15 protein-coding genes and 2 tRNA genes are annotated in these 15,303 nt (G+C 69.5%); 7 read left to right on the top strand and 10 right to left on the bottom strand.

Annotation, left to right across the window (positions count from 1 at the left end; genetic code table 11):
• Positions 1–62: 62 nt before the first annotated feature.
• From panC to pcnB, 4 genes are all read right to left on the bottom strand, one after another.
• Positions 63–920 (bottom strand): pantoate--beta-alanine ligase, encoded by an 858-nt coding sequence (gene panC / locus RG19_RS09005; RefSeq protein ID WP_058836514.1) that lies wholly within the window; start codon positions 918–920, stop codon positions 63–65.
• A gap of 215 nt (positions 921–1,135) precedes the next feature.
• Complete coding sequence (gene panB, locus RG19_RS09010) at positions 1,136–1,945, bottom strand: 3-methyl-2-oxobutanoate hydroxymethyltransferase (RefSeq protein ID WP_058834988.1); 810 nt, start codon at positions 1,943–1,945, stop codon at positions 1,136–1,138.
• 91 nt (positions 1,946–2,036) lie between these two features.
• The gene (gene folK / locus RG19_RS09015) at positions 2,037–2,564 is read right to left on the bottom strand and encodes a 2-amino-4-hydroxy-6-hydroxymethyldihydropteridine diphosphokinase (protein WP_058834989.1); all 528 of its coding nucleotides are present in this window, start codon (positions 2,562–2,564) and stop codon (positions 2,037–2,039) included.
• 9 nt (positions 2,565–2,573) lie between these two features.
• Positions 2,574–3,884 carry a polynucleotide adenylyltransferase PcnB gene (pcnB, locus tag RG19_RS09020; protein WP_058834990.1) on the bottom strand — a complete coding sequence of 437 codons (1,311 nt, stop codon included), beginning with the start codon at positions 3,882–3,884 and terminating at the stop codon, positions 2,574–2,576.
• A 163-nt stretch (positions 3,885–4,047) separates the two neighbouring features.
• On the opposite strand from pcnB, the gene RG19_RS09025 reads away from it, so the two are divergent.
• Together RG19_RS09025 and fdxA are read left to right on the top strand one after the other, a co-directional pair.
• A tRNA-Glu gene (locus RG19_RS09025) sits at positions 4,048–4,123 on the top strand.
• A 208-nt stretch (positions 4,124–4,331) separates the two neighbouring features.
• Positions 4,332–4,655: a ferredoxin FdxA gene (gene fdxA, locus RG19_RS09030; protein WP_058834991.1), complete on the top strand. Its 324-nt coding sequence runs from the start codon at positions 4,332–4,334 to the stop codon at positions 4,653–4,655.
• 144 nt (positions 4,656–4,799) lie between these two features.
• Here the strand turns inward: fdxA and RG19_RS09035 are convergent, their stop codons facing one another.
• Positions 4,800–5,321, bottom strand: a complete 522-nt coding sequence (locus tag RG19_RS09035; RefSeq protein WP_058834992.1) for a hypothetical protein — start codon at positions 5,319–5,321, stop codon at positions 4,800–4,802.
• 16 nt (positions 5,322–5,337) lie between these two features.
• Complete coding sequence (gene dapA, locus RG19_RS09040) at positions 5,338–6,243, bottom strand: 4-hydroxy-tetrahydrodipicolinate synthase (protein WP_058836515.1); 906 nt, start codon at positions 6,241–6,243, stop codon at positions 5,338–5,340.
• 168 nt (positions 6,244–6,411) lie between these two features.
• On the opposite strand from dapA, the gene RG19_RS09045 reads away from it, so the two are divergent.
• The 3 genes from RG19_RS09045 (at position 6,412) to RG19_RS09055 (ending at position 9,012) form a co-directional block, all read left to right on the top strand.
• Positions 6,412–6,978 (top strand): glycine cleavage system transcriptional repressor, encoded by a 567-nt coding sequence (locus tag RG19_RS09045; protein ID WP_058834993.1) that lies wholly within the window; start codon positions 6,412–6,414, stop codon positions 6,976–6,978.
• A gap of 47 nt (positions 6,979–7,025) precedes the next feature.
• The gene (locus RG19_RS09050; RefSeq protein WP_058834994.1) at positions 7,026–7,505 is read left to right on the top strand and encodes a peroxiredoxin; all 480 of its coding nucleotides are present in this window, start codon (positions 7,026–7,028) and stop codon (positions 7,503–7,505) included.
• A 106-nt stretch (positions 7,506–7,611) separates the two neighbouring features.
• Positions 7,612–9,012: a PhoH family protein gene (locus RG19_RS09055; protein ID WP_058836516.1), complete on the top strand. Its 1,401-nt coding sequence runs from the start codon at positions 7,612–7,614 to the stop codon at positions 9,010–9,012.
• A gap of 558 nt (positions 9,013–9,570) precedes the next feature.
• Here RG19_RS09055 and RG19_RS09065 read toward each other — a convergent pair.
• From RG19_RS09065 to RG19_RS09080, 4 genes are all read right to left on the bottom strand, one after another.
• On the bottom strand, positions 9,571–11,193 hold the full coding sequence (locus RG19_RS09065; RefSeq protein WP_058834996.1) for an FMN-binding glutamate synthase family protein: 1,623 nt from the start codon (positions 11,191–11,193) through the stop codon (positions 9,571–9,573).
• Between the two features lie 138 nt (positions 11,194–11,331).
• Complete coding sequence (locus RG19_RS09070) at positions 11,332–12,615, bottom strand: nucleotide sugar dehydrogenase (protein ID WP_058836517.1); 1,284 nt, start codon at positions 12,613–12,615, stop codon at positions 11,332–11,334.
• A gap of 50 nt (positions 12,616–12,665) precedes the next feature.
• A tRNA-Leu gene (locus tag RG19_RS09075) sits at positions 12,666–12,752 on the bottom strand.
• Positions 12,753–12,959: 207 nt separating this feature from the next.
• On the bottom strand, positions 12,960–13,868 hold the full coding sequence (locus tag RG19_RS09080; protein WP_058834997.1) for a LysR substrate-binding domain-containing protein: 909 nt from the start codon (positions 13,866–13,868) through the stop codon (positions 12,960–12,962).
• Positions 13,869–14,012: 144 nt separating this feature from the next.
• Here RG19_RS09080 and RG19_RS09085 point away from each other — a divergent pair, with 144 nt between their 5' ends.
• Positions 14,013–14,711: a pirin family protein gene (locus RG19_RS09085; RefSeq protein ID WP_058834998.1), complete on the top strand. Its 699-nt coding sequence runs from the start codon at positions 14,013–14,015 to the stop codon at positions 14,709–14,711.
• A 143-nt stretch (positions 14,712–14,854) separates the two neighbouring features.
• Positions 14,855–15,115, top strand: a complete 261-nt coding sequence (locus RG19_RS09090; RefSeq protein WP_058834999.1) for a hypothetical protein — start codon at positions 14,855–14,857, stop codon at positions 15,113–15,115.
• Positions 15,116–15,303: the final 188 nt, after the last annotated feature.

Genomic DNA, 15,303 nt, shown 5'->3' on the forward strand with positions numbered 1-15,303 from the left:
CGGCGCGGAAGGCGCCAGTATAGGCGCCGGCTGCGGCATCGCAACAAACAACCGCCTGCGATTCAGCCGCCGCTGCCGAACTCGAGATTGTCGATCAGCCGGGTCGTGCCGAGTCGGGCCGCCATCAGCGCCACACGCGGACCACGGCCATGGTCGTCGTCCGGGATGCCCAACGCCCGGGTGCGGATCGCGGCATAGTCGACGACGAAACCCGCCGCCTCCAGCGCCTGGATCGCTTCGGCCTCCACGCCGGTCCGCGCCTGGCCGGCGTCCCAGGCATCGCGCATGCGCTGCAGGGTGGCATGCAGCAGCGGCGCGACCCGTCGCTCGGCCGGACTCAGGTACTGGTTGCGCGAACTCAGCGCAAGCCCGTCGTCGGCGCGCACGATGTCGCCGGCCAGCAACGTCACCGGGAACGCCAGATCGGTCACCAGGTGGCGGATCACGGCCAGTTGCTGATAGTCCTTGCGACCGAAGACGGCCACATCCGGCTGCACCTGCAGCAACAGCCGCGACACCACCGTCGCCACCCCGTCGAAGTGTCCGGGACGGCGCGCGCCCTCCAGCACCTCGGTCACGCCCGGCACGCTGATCTTCACCGCCGCCGCGATCCCCAGCGGATACATCGTGTCCACCGACGGCGCCCACATGAGATCGCACCCGGCGGCGTCGAGTCCCTGCGCATCCGCCTCGGGCGTACGCGGATAGCGCGCGAAATCCTCGTTCGGCCCGAACTGGGTGGGATTGACGAAAACGCTCGCCACCCCGCGATCGGCCTGCGTGCGCGCCAGCCGCACCAGCGAGTGATGGCCTGCGTGCAGGTTGCCCATGGTCGGCACCAGACCGACACGCAATCCCTCGCGTTTCCACCCGGCCACGCGCGCGCGCAAGGTCTGGAGATCGTGGACGATGTCGATCACGTCGGTGCCTTCGGCAAAGCGGGGATTCTCGCAGATCGGGGCGCCCTGCCGACAGCCGTCGGGCGATCGGCGCCCTGCCCGGCGCCAGGCCGACACCCCACCGCATGCACGCCGCCCGGCCGCCGGCATGGACGCACATCGTGCGCCCACGATGGACGCGAGCTGACGCACCGCGCAGCGGTTCGGCGCGGCGCGCCGGGCCGCCTTCGGCGCGGTTACCGGTAGGCGTGCTCCTGCGCCGGGAAGCTGCCGTCGCGCACGGCCGCGACATAGGCCTGCACCGCACCCGCCACCGAACCGCCCTCGGCGAGGAAGTCCTTCACGAAGCGCGGCCGCCGATGGCCGCTGTCCAGGCCCAGCATGTCGTGCAGCACCAGCACCTGGCCGTCGCAGTCGGCACCGGCGCCGATGCCGATCGTCGGCACCGGACTGGCGGCGGTGATCTCGGCGGCCAGCGCCGCCGGCACCCCCTCGAGCACGATCAGCGCCGCGCCGGCCTCGGCCACCGCGCGCGCCTCCTCGCGCAGGCGCTGCGCGGCCGCGGCCTCGCGCCCCTGGACCTTGAACCCGCCCATGCGCAGCACCGACTGCGGCGTCAGCCCGAGGTGCGAACACACCGGGATCTCGCGCTCGACGAGGAACCGAATGATCTCGAGCTTCGGCCCGGCGCCTTCCAGCTTCGCCATGCCCGCCCCCGCCTGCAACAAGCGGGTCGCGGCATCGAGCGCGCGCTCGCAGGTCGCGTCGGCCTGGAACGGGAGGTCGGCCACCAGCAGTGCCCGCCGGACCGCCCGTGCCACGCAAGCGGTGTGGTAGACCATGTCGTCCACGCTGACCGGCAGCGTCGAGCCATGCCCCTGCACCACCATGCCCAGCGAATCGCCGACCAGCAGCAGGTCGACCCCGTTGGCGTCGAGCACACGGGCGAAACCGGCGTCGTAGGCGGTGAGCATGGCCAGCCGGCGCCCTTCAGCGCGTGCGGCGAGGAGGTCGGGAACGGTGAGCGGCTTGATCGGTGCGTTCATGCGCCAAGTCTAAGCGCGTCGATGCGGCCGTGCGCGCGCGTGCCGGGCGCATCGGAGTGCACCGCGTTCCGTTGCCGGTGCTCCCGACGCATCACCCGGTCTCGCCATCCACCCTGCGTAGCGGCGCCTCCCCCAGCGCACGGAGTGCATCGACGGCGCGCCCGACGCCGGGGATCTCGGCGTCCGGCCAGACATCGAGCAACGGCTGCAGGGCGAACGCACGCAGGTGCAGGCGCGGATGCGGAACCTGCAGGTCGGGCAGCGCGATCGTCCGTCGTGCGTACAGCAGCAGATCGAGATCGAGCGTCCGCGGCCCCCAGCGGTCGCGTCCGTCCGCCGCCCGCAGGCGTCCACAGCGCGCCTCGATCCGCAGCAACGCGTCGAGCAGCCCCGAGGGCGATGCGGTCGTGCGCAAGCGCGCCACCGCGTTGACGAAATCCGGCTGGTCGGTCCGGCCCCAGGCTGGCGTCCGGTACAACGGCGACGGCGTGCACGCCACCGTCCCGGGCAAGGCGGCCAGCGCATCGAACGCCGCACGCACCTGCGTGGCCGCATCGCCGAGGTTCGCGCCGATGCCGACCGCGACATCCGTCGCGATCGACGCGGCCGGAGCGCTCATCGGCGTGGCCTAGGCGCGCCGGCGACGCCGGCGGCGGCGCGGCGCGGCCTCGGTGTCCTCGCTGGCGTCCTGGGACTGCTGCACGGCGAGCGCGTGGTCGGGATCGTCCTGCGCGTCGCGCCAGAACGTCACGTCCTCGGCATGACTGCCCGAGGCCGCATCGCGCAGCACCAGGAAATCGAAGGCCGCCCGGAACCGCGGGTGCGAGAGCGTACGCACCACGCGCTTGCGCTGACGCATCGGGAACCGGGTCTGCAGCAACCAGATCTCCTGCATCGGCACCGAGAAGCGACGCGGCAGGGCGATCGTGGTCAGCTGGTGCAACGTGACCCGATCGGCGGCACGGCGCTGCGCCTCGGCCGCATGGGTCCCCGACGCCTGCAGCCCCATCAGCGCGTGGCAATACGCCGGCCACAGCAGCAGGGCGAACAGGAACGCCGGCGACACCGGCTCGTCGGCCGCCACCCGGGCATCGGTATTGCGCAGGCCGGCCAGCACCACGCGGCGCAGGGCACCGCTGCGGTTGTTGGCCATCGCCGCGGCGCTTTCGGGGAACATCACAGCCAACAGACCCTGCTGCTCGAGGCCCAGGAAACTGGCTTCGCCGTGCCCGGACAGGAACAGCTTCAGGCACTCCTCGAACAGCCGCGCCGGCGCGGCCTCGTGCAGCAACGGCGCCAGCCGCGGGATCGGCGTGGCGGTCTCGGGCGCGATGCTGAAATCGAGCTTCGCGGCCAGGCGCACCGCGCGCAGCATCCGCACCGGATCCTCGCGGTACCGCTGCTCGGGATCGCCGATGAGTTTGAGCACGCGGTTCTGCACGTCCTCGAAACCGCCCACGTAATCGCGGACCGAGAAATCCTCGATCGCGTAGTAGAGCGCGTTCGCGGTGAAGTCGCGGCGGATCGCGTCCTCCTCGATCGAGCCGTAGACGTTGTCGCGCAGCAACCGTCCGCCCTCGTGGGTCTCGCGATCGCCGCTGCCGTCGTCCGCGTTGGAGCGGAAAGTCGCGACCTCCACGATCTCGCGGCCGAACACCACGTGCGCCAGCCGGAACCGGCGACCGATCAGACGCGAGTTGCGGAACAGCGCCTTGACCTCTTCGGGCGTGGCGTCGGTGGCGATGTCGAAGTCTTTCGGGGCCAGGCCGATCAGCAGGTCGCGGACAGCACCGCCGACGAGGAACGCGCCGTGCCCCGCCTCGCGCAGGCGATAGAGCACGCGCAAGGCGCCGGGGCTGATCGATTTGCGCGAGATCGGATGATCTTCCCGGGCGATGCTGCGCGGAGTCGGGATGAGGGTATGAGAAGTCTGGGTCATCAAGCGTGTCTGGGAGCGGCGCGCCGGGCGACTGAATCGTTCTCGTCGCGGCGCATTCGGACGACACAACGGCGTCCATGTGCTGCTATACTAGCAAGCTGCACGGGGCCAGCGCCTCCTGCAGGCCGGACGTCCAACCGGCGGCCCGCTCGGGCCGATCCCAGCTCCCTTCGTCTAGAGGCCTAGGACGTGGCCCTCTCAAGGCTAAAACACGGGTTCGAATCCCGTAGGGAGCGCCATCTTCCGGAAGCCCGCGTCGCATGACGCGGGCTTTCTTCGTTTACGGCGCCGGACGGGACGCCGGCCCTGCATGCGCATGCAGGGCAAGGCCCCTACGGGAGGCTATCCGGCCCTGGCGGCACCTTGCGCGATGCGAACCGCTCGCACCCACGCCCGGCACCTGCATTAAACTTGCGCGCTGCCCGCGCCGTACCGTCCGAGGATCCCATGCCCTTCGTCGTCACCGAGAACTGCATCAAGTGCAAGTACACCGACTGCGTCGAGGTGTGCCCGGTCGACTGCTTCCACGAGGGTCCGAACTTCCTGGTGATCGATCCGGACGAGTGCATCGACTGCACCCTGTGCGAGCCGGAGTGTCCGATCAACGCGATCTATCCCGAGGACGATGTGCCTGCGGGCCAGGAGTCGTTCGTGGCGCTGAATGCCGAGCTGTCGCAGGCCTGGCCGGTCATCACCACCCGCAAGGAACCGGCACCCGACGCCAAGGACTGGGAAGGCAAGCCGGACAAGCTGCCACTGCTCGAGCGCTGACCGGGCGCGGGTCGGCACCCGCCGCCGACCCAAGACGGGACAGAAAAAAAGGGCGCCCGAGGGCGCCCTTTTTCGATCGACCGTATCGCCGGACCGGCACTGCCGGGGTCGCTCGCGTGAGCGCCCCGGCGCGGCACCGATCGCTCAGTTGCCCAGTCGGGCCCGCAACGCGGCCATGAGCTCCGTCGGCGCCTGGCCGGACGCCGGCACGCCGCGCGGATCGACCGCGGATACGTAGGCGCCCTCGCCGGTCGCCGCGACGCGGATCAGGAAGCTGTCGCCCCCGTAGACGACATCGTAGGTGCCCAACAGCTGCGCGCGGCTGGACACGGTCACGCCATCGATGGCGTCGAGCGCCTCGCCGACACGGGCGAAGGCCTGCTCGCGATCGCCGGACACGGCGAAGCCGCCGGTGCCCGCGGCCGGTGCGCCGCGCGATGCGCCCGCGCCGACTTCGGAGCGGCTCACCGACTGCGCCCCCTGGGGCTGCGCCAGCGCGCCATCGGTGTTCGGGCGGTCCAGATCCGGCGGCACTTCCAGCGGACGCGGATCCTGCACGTACAGCGCATTCTCCTTGCGGAACCAGCCGCAGCCGGAGGTGCCCAGCACCGCAACGGCCAATCCGGCCAGGACAGCGGTGCGAACGCGGGAATGGGTGAGCGACATCGGGATCTCCTGCAGGTCAGGCCGCGAGTGTATCGCGGCTGGTACGTTCGAGTGCCTGCGCGAGCGCCTGCGCCCGATCGGCGGCAGCGGCATGTTCGGCGGACAGTGCGGTCAGTGGCAGCCTCAACCCATGGCCGATGCCCTGGCGTGCGAGCACGGCCTTGACCGGAATCGGGTTCGGTTCGATACCGGCGAAGGTGTACAGCGGCTGCAATTCGGCATCGAGCGCCTGGACCTCCGCCTCGCGTCCGTCGGCAGCCAGCGCGGCCAAGCGCCGGAACGTCGCCGGCACGATGTTGGACACCACCGAGATCACTCCGTCGGCACCGGCCAGCATCGCCCGGGCGGCGGTGGGGTCGTCGCCGCTGAACACGAGGAACGCCTCCGAGCGCAATGCCAGCAGCGCCTGCATGCGCTCGGGTTCACCGCGCGCTTCCTTGACGCCGAGGATCGCCGGGTGCACCGCCAGTTCGGCCACCGCCTCGGGCAGCATGTCGCAACCGGTCCGGGGCGGCACGTTGTAGAGCACCAGCGGCAACGCACCATCGTCGGCCACGGCGCGGAAATGCGCGACCAGGCCGGCCTGGGTCGGCCGCACGTACGGCGGCGTGACCACCAGCGCGGCATCCGCGCCGAGATCCGCGGCGCGGCGCGTCTGTTCGATGGTGCGCGCGGTGCTGGAAGCGCCGGTCCCGACCAACACCGGCACCCGCCCGGCCGACCGTTGCACGGCGGAGCGCACCAGCAAGTCGAATTCAGGGTTGTACAGCGCGGCCGCCTCGCCGGTGGAGCCCGCGACCACCAGGGCATTCGTGCCGGCGTCGAGCTGCTGGTCGAGCAGGGTCTGCCAGGCGTCGAGATCGAGTTCGCCGGACACCGAGAACGGGGTCGCCAGGGCGGTGATGCTGCCAGAAAGTCGCAAGATGCCGTCGTCCAGGGTCGATGCGGAAAAAACCGCGGAAAAACCGCGGCGCAACGCCGCGAACGGACACGATGTTACTTGCGGCCCGGAAGCACCGGCAAGTATGCTGGCGACGGTGACGGGCCTCTGCCCGGCCACCGTTCAGACCCGACTGCCGCGGACGCCGCCTTGACCGATCCAGATACCGCCTCCCGGCCTGCGCCGAACGAGAACCACCTGCTCATCAACGCCTATACGACGCATCCGAGCTCGCCGCTGCTGTCGGTCAGCCGCCGGATCGCCGACAGCGGCTGCAACCTCGTCGATGCGCGCCTGTCCACGGTGGGCCGCGATGTCTCCGTGACCGCACTGGCCACGGGCTCCTGGGATGCGGTCGCCAAGCTGGAGGCGATGCTGTCGCGCCTCGACCGCGAGGACGGCCTCAAGCTGATCTGGGCACGCACCGGACCCAAGCCGCTGCAGTCCAACCTGCTGCCGTACGTGGTCGAGGTCGTGGCCGCGGACAAGCCCGGGATCCTGTTCCAGTTGGCGGATTTCTTCGACCGCCAGAGCATCACCATCGAAAGCCTGCACTCCTCGCGCTACCGCGCGATGCAGACCGGCGCCGACATGTTTTCGGCCCAGGTCACCATCGGCGTGCCGGCCGACATGCACATCGCCGCGCTGCGCGACGATTTCCTCGAGTTCTGCGACCATCTGAACCTGGACGCGATCATGGACCCGATGAAGTTCTGACGGTCCACCCCACCGTTTCAACGACGCGCTTCAACGACGGAAGACGGATGACCCCAGGCGACACGCTCGACCGCACCACCCTCAAGCTGCCCCTGGCCCTGTCCGGCGGCGTCCACACCACCCTCGGCGATTTCGCCGGCCGCTGGCTGGTGCTGTATTTCTACCCGAAGGACGCCACCCCGGGCTGCACGACCGAAGGCATCGACTTCAACGCCCTGCTGCCCGAGTTCGAAGCGCTCGATGCCACGGTCCTCGGCGTCTCGCGCGACTCGGTGAAGTCGCACGACAATTTCTGCGCCAAGCAGGGGTTCCGCTTCCCGCTGGTCAGCGACGCCGACGAGGCCCTGTGCCGCGCGTTTGACGTGATCAAGGAAAAGAACATGTACGGCCGCAAGGTGCTCGGCATCGAGCGCAGCACGTTCCTGATCGGCCCCGACGGCCGCATCGTCGAGGCCTGGCGCAAGGTTCGCGTCCCCGGCCACGCGCAGGCGGTGCTCGACGCCCTGAAGGCGGCCCGCTCCCAGTGATCCACCCCGCACCGGCTCATGGTCGCCACCCCGCTCCGCGGGTCGCGGCGATCTGCGGCCGTGCGCCTGTCGTTCCCTCCCACCCACACGGATCTCACATTCGATGATGACCAAGGGCAAGCGGATCTACGTGCTGGACACCAACGTGCTGATGCACGACCCGACCGCACTGTTCAAGTTCGAGGAGCACGACGTCTACCTGCCGATGCAGGTGATCGAGGAGCTCGACAACGGCAAGAAGGGCACATCCGAGGCGAGCCGCAACGCCCGCCAGGTCAGCCGTTTCATCAACGAGCTGATCGAGGAACAGGGCACCGACCGCATCGCATCGGGCCTCACCCTCAACCGCCCGGGCAGCATCCAGCTGCGGGGCGCGCACAGCACCGGCAACCTCTACTTCCAGACCACCGCGCCCAGCGAGGACGCGACCTCGTTCGGCGCGGCCGCCCCGGACAACCGCATCCTCGGCGCCATTCTCGCGCTGCGCCGCGAATCGCCGGACTACCCGGTGGTGTTCGTGTCCAAGGACATCAACCTGCGGATCAAGGCGGCGATCGCCGGCATTCCGAATGAGGACTACGAGAACGACCGCGCGCTCGACGATTTCAGCCTGCTCTACACCGGCGCGACCGCGCTGCCGGAGGACTTCTGGCAGCGCTCGGGCAAGGACCTGAAGTCGTGGACCGATCGCGGCCGCACCTATTACGAGGTCATCGCCGGTCCCGAAGACGACTGGTATCCGAACCAGTTCCTGTACCTGCCCGGGGACGACGCGTCCGAGTTCCGCGTCGCCAGCGTGGACGGCGAGCGCGCGGTGCTGCAGATCGTCGACGACTTCCGTGCCAGCCAGCACGCGGTGTGGGGCATCAACGCGCGCAATCGCGAGCAGAACTTCGCCCTCAACGCGCTGATGGACCCGGAGATCGACTTCGTCACCCTGCTCGGCACGGCCGGCACCGGCAAGACCCTGCTGGCGCTGGCCGCGGGCCTGGCGCAGACGATGGACCAGCAGCGCTACCGCGAGATCATCATGACCCGCGCGACGGTGAGCGTCGGCGAGGACATCGGTTTCCTGCCCGGCACCGAGGAGGAAAAGATGACGCCGTGGATGGGCGCGCTGACCGACAACCTTGAAGTGCTCACCCACAACCAGGAAGGCGGCAGCTGGGGCCGGCAGGCGACCAACGACCTGCTCGCCAGCCGGATCAAGATCCGCTCCATGAACTTCATGCGCGGGCGGACCTTCCTGTCGCGCTGGCTGATCCTGGACGAGGCGCAGAACCTGACGCCGAAGCAGATGAAGACCCTGATCACCCGCGCCGGCCCGGGGACCAAGATCGTCTGCCTGGGCAACGTCGAGCAGATCGACACGCCCTACCTGACCGAGACCACGTCCGGCCTGACCTACGCCGTCGACCGCTTCAAGGGCTGGGCGCACAGCGCGCACGTGACCCTGCGCCGCGGCGAGCGGTCGCGCCTGGCCGACTACGCGTCCGAGGTGCTCTGATCCCGGCCGACCCTGCCCCGCCAATCGCGCGGGGCGGAGGTGATGCGTTGCCGGAACTGGTTGGTCGAGCGTCTCGGCTGCGCCGCTTCGCCCAGTGGACTCGCGACCTGAAAGGCCCCGCCGGAACCGATGGCCTCCTCGCGCGAATGTCCCTCGGCCACCGCCATGCGGCGGTGGCCTCCTCCTTGATTTCGCCGAGAAGGCCACCGGTTCCGACGGGGTTCGGCTTGCGGAACGTGCGAACCGCTACCGTGCTGTGATGGGTGTGCTTCTCGAACGACCGCAAACGTCGAAGCACCGGGTGTGCCTGCCCTCCGAGTGAGAAATCAAGGAGGAGGCGGCGGCCGTATGGCCGTCGCCGGGGGACATTCGCACTCGGAGGGCAGGCGCATCCGGTGCCACCGCGGCCGAACCGGTCGCCACAGAAAACCCCAGCCGCAGCAGCGGCCATCCGTCACCGAGAACCGATCGCTCTTCAGCCTGGAAGGCACCCTCCATACCACGCGGATAATGACGACCCTCGCCCGTCACAGACCGGCGATGCGACGGCGCTGCGTCTCAGGCCGCGGCTTCGCCGGGGCCGGGGCGCACGCGTTCCGGCGGGGCGAACGTGTCGGCGCGCGCGCCCGGCCAGAATTGCTGGAACACGGCGTGGCGGGGCTTGTCGTGCAGCAGTTCGCCAGGTTCCAGGAAACGGTACAGCGTGGCCAACGAGCGGATCTCGGTCGGCGACACGCGCCGCAGGATGTGCTCGGGGCCGATCTCGCGCGGGTGCGACAGGCCCGACGCGGCGATCAGATCGCGCAGCGCGCGCAAGGTGTTCTCGTGGAACTGGTGCACGCGCGACGTCTTGTCCGCGACGTCCAGATGCTTCCAGCGCGACGGGTCCTGGGTGGCGATGCCGGTCGGGCACAGATCGTTGTGGCAGCTCTGCGCCTGGATGCAGCCCAGCGCGAACATGAAGCCGCGGCCGGCGTTGCACCAGTCCGCGCCCATCGCCATCGTCCGGGCGATGTCGAAGGCGCTGACGATGCGCCCCGCCGCGCCGATGCTCACCCGCTCGCGGATGCCCAGGCCGACCAGGGTGTTGTGCACCAGCATCAGCGCCTCGTGCATGGGCACGCCGACGTGGTCGATGAACTCCGCCGGCGCCGCACCGGTACCGCCCTCTGCACCGTCGACGACGATGAAGTCGGGGGCGATGCCGGTGACCTGCATCGCCTTGGCGATGTTGAACCACTCCCACGGATGGCCGATGGCCAGCTTGAACCCGGTGGGCTTGCCGCCGGACAGTTCGCGCAGGTGGGCGATGAACTCCAGCAGGCCGATCGGCGTATCGAAGGCGGAATGCCCGGACGGCGAAATGCAGTCCGCACCTTCGAGCACGCCGCGTGCGGCGGCGATCTCGGCGGTCACCTTGGCGCCCGGCAGCATGCCGCCCTTGCCGGGCTTGGCGCCTTGCGAGAGCTTGAGCTCGATCATCTTCACCTGCGGATCGTGCGCATTGGCGACGAAGCGCTCGGGATCGAACAGGCCCGACGGGCTGCGACAGCCGAAATAGCCCGAACCGATCTCCCACACCAGGTCGCCACCGTGTTCGCGGTGATAGCGCGAGATCGAACCCTCGCCGGTGTCGTGGAAGAAATTGCCGGCCTCGGCGCCCGCATTGAGCGCGAGGATCGCGTTGGCCGACAGCGAGCCGAAGCTCATCGCCGAGATGTTGAACACGCTGGCCGAATACGGCTGCGCGCAATCGCGGCCGACCTGGGTACGGAAGTCGTGTTCTTCCAGGTGCAACGGCCGCATCGAGTGGTTGATCCACTCGTAGTCCACCGCGTACACCCCCTGCTGCGAACCGAACGGCCGCACGTCGCTGACCGACTTCGAACGCTGGTACACCAATGCGCGCTGTTGGCGCGAGAACGGCACCTCGGCGGTATCGCCCTCGATGAAGTACTGCCGCATCTCCGGCCCGATCGACTCGAGCCCGTAGCGGAAGTGCGCGAGCAGCGGATAGTTGCGGCGCAGCGTGCTGCGCGTCTGCAGCAGATCGACCAGACCCAGCACCGCGAGCGCTCCGAACACCGCCGCCGCCCAACCCCACATCGGCCAGCGCAGGGTCAGCGCGAGCGAAACCAGACACAGGGCGATGGACGCCCACCAGGCGTAGTAACGGCTCAAGCCGGACAGCGTGGATTGACTCATGGTCCCGAGTCTAACGGCTCGGCCGGGCGACATCGCTGACGCGGCTTCCACGCCACCGCCGCGCGTGCATCCGTCCTCGAGGGTGCCGCCGGACTCGCCGGCGCGTTGCGCGTCTCAGAGGCGGTCGTCCACCGCGTCGCGGGGCCATACCGATTTGACGTCGTAGATCACCGCGTCCTCGCGCCCCAGCGCGCGGATCGCGTCGGCGTCCCAGTCGCGGAACGCGGCGTGCGCCACGGCCAGCACGATCGCATCGTAGTGACCGGCGCGCGGCGCCTGCACGGTGTCGAAACCGAACATCGCCCGCGCTTCGTCCGCATCGGCCCAGGGATCGTGCACGTCGACCTCGGCACCCGCGGTGCGCAGACCGTCGATCACATCCACCACCCTGCTGTTGCGCAGATCCGGACAGTTCTCCTTGAACGTCAATCCGAGCACCAGCACCCGCGCGCCGGCCGCCGGCTTGCCGCGTTCGCCGAGCAGGCGCACCACCCGCAGCGCGACGTGCGCACCGACGCGATTGTTGATGCCGCGTGCGGCCAGGATCAGCTCGGGGTGATAGCCCACCGACTCCGACTTGTGGGTGAGGTAATAGGGGTCGACGCCGATGCAATGCCCGCCGACCAGCCCCGGCCGGAACGGCAGGAAGTTCCATTTGGTGCCGGCGGCCTCCAGCACGTCGAGCGTGTCGATGCCCAGGCGCTCGAACATCATCGCCAGTTCGTTGATCAGACCGATGTTGACGTCGCGCTGGATGTTCTCGATCACCTTGGCCGCTTCGGCCACGCGGATCGACGGCGCGCGATGCGTGCCTGCCGTGACGATCCCGGCGTACAGCGCATCGACGACCGCCGCGACGTCGGGCGTGGAGCCCGACGTCACCTTCGGGATGTCGGCCAGGCGGCGCCGCCGATCGCCGGGATTGATGCGCTCGGGGCTGTAGCCGCAGAAGAAATCCACGTTGAAGCGCAGACCCGAGCGCTCCAGGATCGGCACGCAGACCTCTTCGGTCGTCCCCGGATAGACCGTGGATTCGTAGATCACCAGATCGCCCGGCGCGATCAGGCCGGCCAGGGTCTCGCTGGCGGCCTGCAACGGACGCAGGTCGGGACGCTGTTGTGCGTCGATCGGCGTGGGCACCGTCACGATGTAGACGTTGCAGGGGGACAGGTCGGACGCATCGGCCGTGAAGCGCAGGTGCGTGGCGGCAGTCAGTTCCGAGGCCTCGGTTTCCCGGGTGCGGTCGACGCCGCGGCGCAGTTCGTCCACGCGTACGGGATCGATGTCGAATCCCAGCGTGTCCCGTTCCCGACCGAACGCGACCGCGAGCGGCAGGCCGACATAGCCGAGGCCGATGATGCCGATGCGGACGTGGACTGGATCGGGGGGTGCGTGCACGGCGGGTCCGGTAGCGGAGGGACGGAACGCGGCCATGGCGGTCGCGCGATTGGTGCCCGGAGCCGGAATCGAACCGGCACGATGTTGCCATCGGCAGATTTTAAGTCTGCTGCGTCTACCAGTTTCGCCATCCGGGCAGGCGGCATAGGGTGCCCGAGCCGGGGCGGCAGGGAAAGTGATCGTCGGGGCGGCGCCGCACGGGACAGGCGCAACGGCATGCCCGCGCCTGCAGAAGGGCGCGCTCGAGCGGGACGCCCGGCCGGGCGCGCGCGATGCGGCGGCGTGTCCTGCTCACGGTCGGAAAGCGCCGGCGCTACACGCAAGTGGCGCGCCGGCGCCCCCGATCACCCGCGCAACAGCAGCCGCGCGAGCGTACCGGGCGCGCGCAGGCGCCGGCGCCACCAGTCCAGCCCGGCGCCGGTCTCTTCGGTGCGCCAGACCAGGTGCAGCGGCTCCGGCGCGCGCGGCTCGTCGACGTCCAGCGCCACCAGCGTGCCCGCGTCCAGGCACGGCCGCGCCAAGGGCTCCGGCAGGAAACCGAAGCCCAGCCCGGCGAGCTGGAAGCGCAGTTTCTGCCGCATGTCCGGCACCGCCAGCACGTCCTGCCCGCTGAGCAGGCCCACGGTGCGCGGCAGCAGCTTGCGCGCCGAATCGGACACGATCACCGCCCGGTGCGGCTGCAGGTCCGCCCTGCCCAACGGGCGGTCGATCGCGGCCAGCGGATGCGACGGCGCCACCGCGAACACGAAGCTCAGCGCGCCCATCGGTTCGGCGACGTAGCCACCGCCGGACGGCCCCTCCCCCGCCGCCCCCACCAGCAGATCCACCCGCCGCTCCAGCAGGGCCTCCCAGGTGCCGGTCAGTGCCTCGGTCGCGATCCGCAGCCGCGTGCCCAGGGCCGTCGCGCAGAAGGCGGCGATGTCGTCGACCAGCGCACCGGGATCGAGCAGCGAGTCGAGCCCCAGCGCGACCTCCGTTTCCCAGCCCGAGGCCACCCGGCGCACCCGCAGTTCCAGGTCCTGCGCGGCACGCAGCAGATGACGGCCCTCGCGCAGCAACTCCTGGCCCGGGCCGGTCAGCCGGACCCTCGGACCGGCGCGCTCGAACACCTGCACGCCGAGGCCTTCTTCTAGCTGTCCGACGGCGTACGAGATCGTCGACGGCACCCGATGCAGTTCGCGCGCGGCGGCCGAAAACGAGCCGCCGCGGTCGATGGCGTCGAGAATCTGCAAGGCGTCGAGGCTCAGGCGCATTGTTCGAAAATTTCGATCATTTCACGGCAAAACGTTCGCTTCTGTTTCCAAGCATCCACCAGCAGACTACTTCACATCGCTTCGGCCTGCGAACACGCCGACCCTGGTCTGAACATCGACTTTTTCGAATGATAGGAGACACCCATGTACGAGATCCGTAAGAGCGAAGACCGTGGGCCTGCCGAACACGGCTGGCTGTCGTCGCGTCACAGCTTTTCGTTCGGGCAGTACCACGATCCGCGGCACATGGGGTTCGGGCCGCTGCGGGTGATCAACGAGGACAAGGTGCAGCCGGGCATGGGCTTCGGTGCCCACGGGCATGCGGACATGGAAATCATCTCCTACGTGCTCGACGGCGCACTGGCGCACAAGGACAGTCTGGGCAACGGCTCCAGCATCGGCTACGGCGACGTCCAGCGCATGAGCGCCGGCACCGGCGTGCGCCACAGCGAGTTCAACGGCTCCGACCGCGAGATGGTGCACTTCCTGCAGATATGGATCATGCCGGATACCAACGGCGTCGAGCCCGGCTACGAGGAAAAGCGTTTCGAGCGCGCCGACAAGCTCGGCAAGGCCCGCCTGATCGCCTCCCCGGACGGCCGCGAGGGCTCGGTGCGCATCCACCAGGACGCGGCGCTGTACGCCACGATCCTGCGCAGCGACGACCGCGTGGACATCCCGCTCGCGCCGGGCCGGCTCGGCTACGTCCACGTGGCCACCGGCACCGCCACCGTCAATGGCCAGCCGTTGAAGGCCGGCGATGCGCTGAAGCTGATGGACGAGGCGCACATCGTGCTGGAAGGCGGCGACGGCGAGGTGCTGAGCTTCGACCTGCCGCGCTGACGGGGCCGCCCCGCTCCGAACGACCGGTGTCCTCGCGACCCGGTCGCTTCGGTCCAGGCGCTTCGACCTGGTCGCCCTCACCATTTTGGCGTGCGACGGCTGCGTAAGCTAAGGTCACCGGCCATCCCGAGCGGAGATTTCCGTTGCGCGCACCTGCACCACGCACTCCCGGCAACTTCGACCGCGTCCTCGCCGTGGTCATGGCGCTGGTGGCCCTGCTCTACTTCTCCCGCTTCTTCACCGACCAGGCGCCAGAGGATCTCTCCAAGGCGGTCGGTTTCTCGCTCTGCGTCGCCGCACTCGTCGTACGCCTGCGCACGCCGCCCGGCGAGCGCATCGGCACCATCCTGGGCATGCAGCTGGCCGGCTTCGCGTTGGTGCTTTACGGACTTTTCGGCTTCTGAGCCCACGTCCCGCATCGCATGCCGCGTGCCCGCGTCGCGCACCGATCACGAAAGCCCCGCCGATGCGGGGCTTTTTTTCGGCGCGTCATCGCACTGCGGGGAGCGGTGGCTGCGACGCCTACCGGTGTCGCGCGTCGCGTCTTGTCGTCACGAGCCGATGCGCCCGCCGTCACCGGCAAGCCCTTCCG

Origin of the sequence: Luteimonas abyssi (assembly GCF_001482195.1) — a bacterium.
Lineage (GTDB): Bacteria > Pseudomonadota > Gammaproteobacteria > Xanthomonadales > Xanthomonadaceae > Luteimonas > Luteimonas abyssi.

Bases quoted from the DNA above. Each gene is read 5' to 3' on its own strand.
- panB (WP_058834988.1), bottom strand. From the start codon at position 1,945: ATGAACGCACCGATCAAGCCGCTCACCGTTCCCGACCTCCTCGCCGCA.
- folK (WP_058834989.1), bottom strand. From the start codon at position 2,564: ATGAGCGCTCCGGCCGCGTCGATCGCGACGGATGTCGCGGTCGGCATC.
- pcnB (WP_058834990.1), bottom strand. From the start codon at position 3,884: ATGACCCAGACTTCTCATACCCTCATCCCGACTCCGCGCAGCATCGCC.
- fdxA (WP_058834991.1), top strand. From the start codon at position 4,332: ATGCCCTTCGTCGTCACCGAGAACTGCATCAAGTGCAAGTACACCGAC.
- RG19_RS09035 (WP_058834992.1), bottom strand. From the start codon at position 5,321: ATGTCGCTCACCCATTCCCGCGTTCGCACCGCTGTCCTGGCCGGATTG.
- RG19_RS09050 (WP_058834994.1), top strand. From the start codon at position 7,026: ATGACCCCAGGCGACACGCTCGACCGCACCACCCTCAAGCTGCCCCTG.
- RG19_RS09055 (WP_058836516.1), top strand. From the start codon at position 7,612: ATGACCAAGGGCAAGCGGATCTACGTGCTGGACACCAACGTGCTGATG.
- RG19_RS09080 (WP_058834997.1), bottom strand. From the start codon at position 13,868: ATGCGCCTGAGCCTCGACGCCTTGCAGATTCTCGACGCCATCGACCGC.
- RG19_RS09085 (WP_058834998.1), top strand. From the start codon at position 14,013: ATGTACGAGATCCGTAAGAGCGAAGACCGTGGGCCTGCCGAACACGGC.